The following is an 8,559-nucleotide window of genomic DNA, read 5'->3' as shown; positions in this document are numbered from 1 at the left end:
GGGGGAGTGCCGGGCGTCATGGCTGTTTCGCGGCGAGCGCCCAGAGCGCGTCGTAGCGGGTCCGGGCGTGCTCGAGCAGCGCGCCCAGGCGGGAGCCGTGCAGGCCCTGCAGCATGGACTCGGCCCGCGCCCGGTCGTTGTGCAGGAGAATCATGAACAGCTCGACCTTGTCGCCCGACAGGGAGCGGCGCAGCTCGAGCTCCATGTCAGGGTCCAGGTTGTCGGCGCGCAGCAGCTCCTCGATGTCGTTGAGCAGCGCGGGGCGCTCCGGGTTGTCCTTCCACTCGAGCGCGGAGCCCAGGAACTCCACCTGGTAGAGCCGCCGGAACTGCGCGTCCTCGGAGAAGGTCCGCTCCCCCGTGGCCAGCAGGTCCTGCTTCGCGGCGTTGATGACTTCGCGGTCCTTGAAGAGGGATTGGAGCGACGCCTGTTCGTCCCCCTTGCGCAACACCTTGCGCTGCAGATGACGGAACTGCGCCAGGTCTGGGTTCGCGGCCATGACGCGCTGGCGCACCGCATCCAGCGGAGAGCCGGGCCGCGCGAGCGCGGGTGGCACCGGGCCCGAGGCCGGCGCGAGCGGCGTGTTGACCAGGAGGGTGGCCCCCTGGGCCGGCACCGGGCGCGGCGTGGGCACGGCGACGGCCGCCGGGATGGGCAGGGGCTCGGGCACCGCCGCCACGAGCGGCGCGGGCGGAGGCGCGTCAGGCGGCGCTGGGAGCAGCAGCCAGAAGACACACGCCGCCGCCAGCGCCAGGGCACCGATGAGGGGCAGGACTGTCCTTGGCATGAGAGGGGAACGGGCCATCCGCGGTGGACCTCGCGTCTGTGATTCGGAGAGGACGGAGCCCCCGCGACTGCCGGGGGCCCGGTCCGGAGCTGCCTGGGATTGAGGAGCGACTCACCCCTTACGGGATGAGCTCATCCGGGACGTTGACGCGGAGAATGAGGCGGTTGAGCTCCTCCACGTACTCGCTCTGGAACCGCCCGGAGCCGTTGAGGTAGCCCTCCGCCACGAGGATGTTGGAGGTCAGGTCGTGGGTGACGGGGCGCAGGTTGTAGACCTTGCCGAACCAGGCCTGCTGCTGGATGCCGGTGATTTCGTCCGTCGTGCCGTCCTGGCGGACCAGGTGCTCTCCGGCGACGAAGTCCTTGGCCTTCTTCATTGAGCCCTCGGCGGTGACGAGCGGGTGCTCGAGCGTCACGGAGAGGCTGCCGCCCGAGCGCGTGCGGAAGGTGAGGATGTCCTGCTGCACGGCGTCACGGTCCAGGGTGTAGCGCTCCACCGTGTTCGGCATCACTTGCAGGTTGCCGAACGAGGACTCCGGGGAGAGCGTGACGAGCTCGGCGGTGCCGGCCTCCTGCGCCTTCTGGATGGGAACGTAGCCGTCCTGGAAGAGCACCTTCTGGTCCGGGGTGTAGCAGCCCGGCTCGCAGACGCCGTCCATGACGATATGCACGGGCTTCGAGAGGTGGTTCAGCGCGTCAATCTGGTTGCCGGTGAGGGCGGCGGTGGCGGTGCCGGCCGCGCCAGGGCCACGCCAGGGCTCATAGCCCGTGTTCGGGTCCACATACACCGGATACACATGGGTGTTGAACTGGTTGAGGGCGTCCTGCGCGTCCTGGTTGTAGACGGTGGCCCAGAAGCGCTGATCCTTCCCGGTCGAGATGTTGTACGGGTCCGCGTCCGCCCACCGCTTCGCCCAGGACTGACGGCCGCGCGCCTGGTCCGAGGTGAGCTGGTCGAACGCGCAACGATAGTGACTGGGCACCCACGCCGCCGTGGCCTGCGTGGCGATTCCGAATGCAACTGCGAGCGTCGGCAGAAATGTCTTCTTCATGCATCCTCCTGATTGGAAAGACTCACGTCCCCTGTCGTTGAGAACGTGATGACGACAGGGACTGGCGCCCGCATCCTTGGCGTGGGCAAACGGCGCCCACCGCTCCCACGTCAGGTGCGGTTTTTCCGCGCTGGGAATCCCGCGAGCGAGGGAGAACGACAGACTCCTCGCGAACCGCCGACGGGCGATGCCTGGAAACGTGCGTGTGAATGCCTGGGATTCGCCAGGAGCAGCGGGCGTCTAGGTGGCACCGAGCGGTCGGGAGCCCCACGGCCTCGCGGCCCCGCCAGGCGCCCTGACGGGCGCGCCCCTGTCGGTACGACGCAGATGACAGCGAATCGCCTGGAGTCTCACGGCGGTGTCTCCCCCCTCATGGGCGGCCGAGCCGCCTCAACCACCTGAACTGCGGGAACGACAAGCATCATACCGACAGTGAACTCTTAGGCAATGGCCTTTACTCTTTTTCTGCCATGTCGAGATGATATGGATTTGTGGCTTCCAGGGGCCTTGAAAATATACAACCCGGCACGAGGTCTCTAGAGGAAACCCCTTACGCCGACCCTGGGTGTATTTGCTTGTCGTTGCCTTCCCGCCGCGGGCGAGCGCTGCCCGGGCGGCGGGACGAATTGCCAGGAATCACTTCCGCGCCGTCACGTCACGGAGAAGTACGACGCCTGCGGGTGATGGAAGACGATGGCGGACACCGAGGCCTCCGGCTCCATCATGGAGCCGTCGGTGAGCTGCACGCCGATGTCCTCCGGCCGCAGCGCCGCGAACAGCTTCGACTGGTCCTCCAGCCGGGGACAGGCCGGGTAGCCGAAGGAGTAGCGCTTGCCCACGTACTCCGCGCGGAAGCGCTCCAGCATCGTCATGTCCTGCCGGTCCGGCGTGCCCCACATGCTGCGAAGCTGCGTGTGCAGCAGCTCCGCGTAGCCCTCCGCCGTCTCCAGCGCCAGGGCCTGCACCGCGTGCATCTTCAGGAACTCGCCCTTCGCCTTCAGCTCCTCGGACAGCTCGCGGATGCCGGAGCCCGCGGTGACGACGAACATGGCCACGTTGTCCGTCGGCGCGCCGCGCTCCAGCGGGCGCAGGTAGTCCGCCAGGCACAGGCCGCCCTCGCGGTCCTGGCGTGGGAAGTCGAAGGACGCAAGCTCCTTGCCGGACGCGCCGTCGAAGAGCACGGCCCGGTTGCCGTCGCTGCCCGCCTTGTAGAACTGGAACACGGCGCGCGCCTGCATGAGGCCGCCGCGCAGGAAGCCCTTCAGCTCCTCCACGGCCTCCTTGAGGGCCAGCGCCTTGCGGCCCTCCTCCGTCTTCGCCAGCTCCGCCTCGGCCGGCGTGCCCAGCACGCGCGACGAGGAGCGCAACCCCAGGTGCCGTCCGTACAGCATCACCGGGTTGATGAACTTCCAGATGTGGTCCAGCGGCGTGTTGGACAGCACGTGCCGCTCCCAGTCCGGCGCGGTCGGCACGGCGTCCAGCACCCTCACCTCGGCGCTGCGCCCGCGCGTCACCACCGCCGCCGGGGCCGGCCGCTCCTTCACCTCGCGCGCCAGCTTGTCGCGCCGCACGGCCAGCTCACCGCGCAGCTTCTCGTGCGAGGACGGGTCCACAATCTGCTTGGCCAGCTCCAGCCCGTTCATCGCGTCCTGCGCGTAGGCCACGGTGCCAGCGCCGTAGGCCGGGGCGATGTTGCGGTCCACGAAGTTGCGGCTGAGCGCGGCGCCGCCCACCAGAATCGGCACGTCCACGCCCGCGCGCTTCAGGTCCTCCGCGGTGGCCACCATCTGGTGCGCGCTCTTCACCAGCAGGCCCGACAGGCCCAGGATGTCCGGCTGGTGCTCGCGCACGGCCAGCACCAGTTGTTCGGGGGGGACCTTGATGCCCAGATTCACCACGTGGAAGCCGTTGTTGGCCAGGATGATTTCCACCAGGTTCTTCCCGATGTCGTGCACGTCGCCCTTCACCGTGGCGAGCACCACCTTGCCGCGCATGGCCGCCTGGGCCTGGCTCATGTGCGGCTCCAGGAAGCCCACCGCGGCCTTCATGGACTCGGCGCTCTGGAGCACCTCGGCGACAATCAGCTCGTTGGCGCCGAAGAGGCGGCCCACCTCATCCATGCCCTTCATCAGCGGACCGTTGATGATTTCCAGCGGCGGGTACTTCTGCATGGCCGCCTCCAGGTCCGCGAAGAGGCCGTCACGCGTGCCCTCGATGATGTAGCGCTGGAGCCGCTCCTCCAGCGGCAGCGTGCTCACCTGGACGCGCGCGGCCTTCCGCTCACGGAACGCCGCGGCGAACGGCGTCACCGGGTCCGCGCCGCGGTTGTAGAGCAGGTCCTCCGACAGCTTGCGCTCTTCCTCGGGGAGCGACGGGTAGCGCTCCAGCTTCTCCGAGTTGACCAGCGCCATGTCCAGGCCCGCCTGGACGTTGTGGTACAGGAAGACGGAGTTGAGCACCTCGCGGCCCGCGGTGGGCAGGCCGAAGGACACGTTGGAGATGCCCAGCACCGTCTTGCAGCGCGGGAAGCGCTGCTTGATGAGGCGCACGCCTTCAATCGTCTCCACGCCGCTGCCGGTGTACTGCGCGTCACCGGAGGCGCAGGGGAACACGAGCGGGTCGAAGTAGAGGTCCTCCGGCTTCATGCCGTACTTCTGCGTCAGCAGCTCATACGAGCGCTCCGCCACCTCCAGCTTGCGCTGGCGCGTGACGGCCATGCCCACCTCGTCGATGCAGCCCACCACCAGGGCCGCGCCGAAGCGGCGCGCCAGCGGCACCACCTTCTCGAAGCGCTCCTCGCCGTCCTCCAGGTTGACCGAGTTGATGATGGCCTTGCCCTGGCAGTAGGTGAGCGCCATCTCAATGACGCGCTCGTCGGTGGAGTCAATCATCAAGGGCACGCGCACCTTCTTGATGACCACCTCCAGGAAGCTGCGCATGTCCTCCATCTCGTCCCGGTCCGGGTTGGCCAGGCAGATGTCGATGACCTGCGCGCCCCGCTTCACCTGCGCGCGCGCAATCTCCGACGCGTCGTCGAACTGGCCGGCGACGATGAGCTCCTTGAACTTCTTGCTGCCGATGACGTTGGTGCGCTCGCCCACGATGAGGGGCCGCAGCTCGTCCGTCACCTCCAGGTAGTCCACGCCCGACAGCGAGGCCCGGGGACGCGGCGAGCCCGCGCGTGGCTTCAACCCCTGCACCGCCTTGGCCATCGTCTCGATGTGCCCCGCGTGCGTGCCACAGCAGCCGCCCACCACGTTGAGCCAGCCCTGCTCACAGAAGCGCCGCACGGAGCGCGCCAGCATCTCCGGCGTCTCCAGGTAGTTGCCATTCTCATCCGGCAGGCCCGCGTTGGGGACACACGACACGGGGAACGCGCTCATCGACGCCAGCGAGCGCAGGTGGTCCGTCATGAAGTCCGGGCCCGTGGCGCAGTTGAGGCCCAGGTACAGCAACTCCGTGTGCTCCAGCGACGCGGCCAGGCTCTCCACGCTCTGCCCGGCCAGCATGGTGCCCATGGGCTCAATCGTGCCGGACACCGCCACCGGCAGCGCGTAGCCCAGCTTCTGGAACGCGCGCTCGGCGCCCAGCAGCGCCGCCTTCACGTTGCGGGTGTCCTGCGCCGTCTCAATCAGCAGGTAGTCCGAGCCGCCCAGCGCGAGCCCCTCGGCCTGCACCGCGAAGTTGTCCACCAGCTCCTCGAAGGTGATGCCGCCGGTGACGCTGATGGCCTTGGTGGTGGGGCCCATGGAGCCCGCAACCCAGCGCATGCGGCCGTCCTTCGCCTCGGCCGCGGCGGCGGCGTTGCGCGCCAGCCGGGCGGAGACCTCGTTGATTTCGAGCGCCTTGTGCCCCAGGCCGAACTCCGCCAGCACCAGCGGCGTGCCGCCGAAGCTGTCCGTCTCCGTCACGTCCGCGCCGGCCGCGAGGTAGCGCGCGTGGATGCTCTCCACCAGCGCGGGCCGCGTGAGGACGAGGTGCTCGTTGCAGCCCTCGTACTCCGGGCCGCCGAAGTCCGCCGCCTTGAGGTCCTCGTTCTGCAGCAGCGTGCCCATGGCGCCGTCCAGCACCAGCACGCGCTCGCGCATCGCGGCGCGCAGGGCCTCCACGCGACGGCCATTCTCACCCGGAGGCAGCGGGAGGGCAGTGGGGACAGGGCTCGTCATGACGGTTTGACTCCAGTCAGCAGGAAGACACGAAAGGGGCTGGCCCCGTCCCGGGCGTGCGTCTCCCGGGTCAGGGACGTGAAGCCGGCCTCGCGCAGCGCGGCTTCGAGGGATTCAGGCGCGAAGCCCAGGTGCCGGTGGCCCAGCCGCTCCAGCACCCAGCGCTCCTCATGCGGCATCAACTCCAACAGCACCAGCCGGCCGCCCGGCTTGAGCAGGCGGGCGGACTCGGCCAGCACCGCCTGCGGCGCCTCCACGTGGTGGAGGCTCTGCGAAATCACGACCAGGTCCAGGCTGGCGGACGCGAGCGACAGCCGGTGCAGGTCCTCGCGGAGGAAGCGGATGTTCTCCAGCCCCTCGCGGCCCGCCCGCTGCCGCGCCTGGTCCAGCGCGTCCGCGTTCTGGTCAATGGCCCACACGCGCCGCGCCCAGCGGGCAATGGCCACGCTCAGCACGCCGGTGCCGCAGCCGAAGTCGGCCACCTCCAGCGGCGGCAGCAGCGACGCCAGCGCGCCCGCCCACAGGAACCACGACTGCCCCGGCTCCAGCAGCCGCTCGTTGAGGGCCTGCCGGTCCTCGCGCGCGCGCAGCAGGTCCTTCAGCCGCGCCGAGTCCCCCGCCGCGTCCTCCGCCTGCCGCGCCATCTGGATGAGCGGCCAGCGGCCGTCCGCCTGCTCCAGGGCCAGCGAGTAGTAGCTGTAGCCCGCGTGGCGCTCCTCACGCAGCAGGCCCAGGCCCTTCAGCTTGCCCAGGTGGTGGGACACGGAGGACTGCGCCACGCCCACCAGGGACACCAGCTCCGTCACGTTCAACGGGGCCTCTGCCACCAACCGGAGGATGCGCAGCCGCGTCGGGTCTCCGAGCACCCGGAATGACTGAGACAGCTCTTCCATATCGCCGCATCAACATACATCGATGCGGAGCCCATGGCCAGCATTCTCTAGACGCGACGCGTTGCCTGTCCCCCGACAGTGGCGTACAGGGCGAAGCATGGCGACTCCCACCCAGACCTCGACTCTTCACGAGCTGCTCGCCGGCAAGCGGTTCGGACTCGTCCTCTCCGCTGGATATTTCGGCTTCTACGGTCACGCGGGCTTCCTCAAGGGGCTGGCGGCCGCGGGGCTCAGTCCTCATGCGTACGCGGGCACGTCCGCGGGCGGCATGGTGGCGGCCTACGCGGCGGCGGGCACGCCAGTGCGTGACATCGAAGAGCTGGTGCTACGCCAGACGCGCGCCAACTTCTGGGACCCGGACCCCATTGGCGCGGTGCTCAACGCGGACGCGGCCGGGCACGGCCTGACGGGCCTGCTCAAGGGCGAGCGCTTCCGCAAGCTGCTGGACGCCACGCTGCCGGTGCGCACCTTCGAGGAGCTGCCGCACCCGCTGCTGCTGGTGGGCGCCAACCTCACGCTGGGCAGCCACGACGTGTTCTCCTCGGGCGAGCTGGCCCCGCGCGTCCACGCGACGTGCGCCTACCCCGGCCTGTTCCGCGCGGTGCCCCTGGAGGGCAGCCTGTACTGGGACGGCGGGCTGGTGGACAAGGCGCCCGCGCTGTCGCTGCACGAGAGCGCCGCGGGCGCGGAGCTGGACGCCATCCTCGTGCACTACCTGCCCAGCAAGACGCGCAAGGTGGTGGGCGGCCCCATGGCGTACGCGCAGGGCCTGGCCGCGGGCTCGGCGGCGCTGCGGCAGGACCACTTCCGCCTCCAGCTCACCGTGCTGGAGCAGAAGCAGGTGCCCGTCTACGTCGTCGTCTCCAACCTGCCGCCGGTGTCTCCCACCACCATGGAGCGTGGCTTCGACGCGCTGGACCAGGCGAAGCGGGCCGCGGAGCGCGCCCTGGCGCGGCCTCCGGTGCCCTTCGCGCAAGCGGAGTGGTGAGCCTCAGCGCGGCCACACCATGAGCAGCGCGGGCGCGGCGGCCACGAGCACGCCCGCGCCGAAGGCCAGCAGCACCTGGAGGAAGAAGAGGTCCTCCAGCGTCTCCACCAGCGTCAGCTCCACCCGCTCGATGCCCAGCGTCTCCAGGTTCCGAACCGCGGTGGCGGTGTCCGGCGCGGAGACGACGGCGCGCAGGGCCAGCACGCCCAGGACGCGGCGGGACTGCTCCATGAGGAAGCGCTCCACCTCCGCCATGCGCGACGGCGGCGCTTCGCTTCGGGACAGCTCGGCCTGGCGCAGGTGCTCACCCACGGATTCGTTCACGACGTGCGACAGCTCCTCACGCGACAGCGAGCCCGTGCCCTGGAGCCGCCGCGCCACCTGCACCGTGACGGGCTTGAGCACGGCGTACACACGGCCCACCACGCCCCGCTCCCGGGCTTCATCGGCCAGCCGCCCTGACACCGCCCGCAGCATGAACGCGTAGCCCCCCGCCACCGACAAGGCCAGCGGCGGCAACACCGCGCTCAGGATGACCCACCACGTGGGCGCGGGAGCAACCCCCAGCCACCGGGGAAGCGCGGAGGTGGCCGCGCCCACGGCCACTCCCACCAGACCGAAGAGCGCTCCACCCTTCAGCGCCCCCCAGAGCCCCACGCCAATCAACCGGAAGG

General features: G+C 69.8%; 6 protein-coding genes. 1 reads left to right on the top strand and 5 read right to left on the bottom strand.

Translation table 11 applies throughout. The features are described 5' to 3' along the window. Nucleotides 1–16 precede the first annotated feature (16 nt). From G4D87_RS28400 to G4D87_RS28385, 4 genes are all read right to left on the bottom strand, one after another. A complete protein-coding gene (locus G4D87_RS28400; protein WP_163785844.1) occupies nucleotides 17–787 on the bottom strand; it encodes a hypothetical protein in 771 nt (256 codons plus the stop codon). Between the two features lie 118 nt (nucleotides 788–905). Continuing rightward, nucleotides 906–1,838 (bottom strand): Hint domain-containing protein, encoded by a 933-nt coding sequence (locus tag G4D87_RS28395; protein WP_163785843.1) that lies wholly within the window; start codon nucleotides 1,836–1,838, stop codon nucleotides 906–908. Between the two features lie 650 nt (nucleotides 1,839–2,488). Continuing rightward, nucleotides 2,489–6,004 (bottom strand): methionine synthase, encoded by a 3,516-nt coding sequence (metH, locus tag G4D87_RS28390; RefSeq protein WP_163785842.1) that lies wholly within the window; start codon nucleotides 6,002–6,004, stop codon nucleotides 2,489–2,491. Next, a complete protein-coding gene (locus tag G4D87_RS28385) occupies nucleotides 6,001–6,897 on the bottom strand; it encodes an ArsR/SmtB family transcription factor (RefSeq protein ID WP_163785841.1) in 897 nt (298 codons plus the stop codon). The genes metH and G4D87_RS28385 overlap by 4 nt, the downstream gene beginning before the upstream one ends. 97 nt (nucleotides 6,898–6,994) lie before the next feature. Here G4D87_RS28385 and G4D87_RS28380 point away from each other — a divergent pair, with 97 nt between their 5' ends. Then, nucleotides 6,995–7,885, top strand: a complete 891-nt coding sequence (locus tag G4D87_RS28380) for a patatin-like phospholipase family protein (RefSeq protein ID WP_205507757.1) — start codon at nucleotides 6,995–6,997, stop codon at nucleotides 7,883–7,885. Nucleotides 7,886–7,888: 3 nt separating this feature from the next. On the opposite strand, the gene G4D87_RS28375 is transcribed toward G4D87_RS28380, so the two are convergent. Further along, nucleotides 7,889–8,559: hypothetical protein (locus G4D87_RS28375; RefSeq protein WP_163785839.1), on the bottom strand; the 671-nt coding region annotated here is incomplete at its 5' end.

Source organism: Myxococcus vastator, assembly GCF_010894475.1.
Lineage (GTDB): Bacteria > Myxococcota > Myxococcia > Myxococcales > Myxococcaceae > Myxococcus > Myxococcus vastator.
This window is presented reverse-complemented; position numbering and strand designations above follow the sequence as displayed.

Coding starts and splice junctions, on each gene's coding strand:
- G4D87_RS28400 (WP_163785844.1), bottom strand. CDS start 787: ATGCCAAGGACAGTCCTGCCCCTCATCGGTGCCCTGGCGCTGGCGGCG.
- G4D87_RS28395 (WP_163785843.1), bottom strand. CDS start 1,838: ATGAAGAAGACATTTCTGCCGACGCTCGCAGTTGCATTCGGAATCGCC.
- metH (WP_163785842.1), bottom strand. CDS start 6,004: ATGACGAGCCCTGTCCCCACTGCCCTCCCGCTGCCTCCGGGTGAGAAT.
- G4D87_RS28385 (WP_163785841.1), bottom strand. CDS start 6,897: ATGGAAGAGCTGTCTCAGTCATTCCGGGTGCTCGGAGACCCGACGCGG.
- G4D87_RS28380 (WP_205507757.1), top strand. CDS start 6,995: ATGGCGACTCCCACCCAGACCTCGACTCTTCACGAGCTGCTCGCCGGC.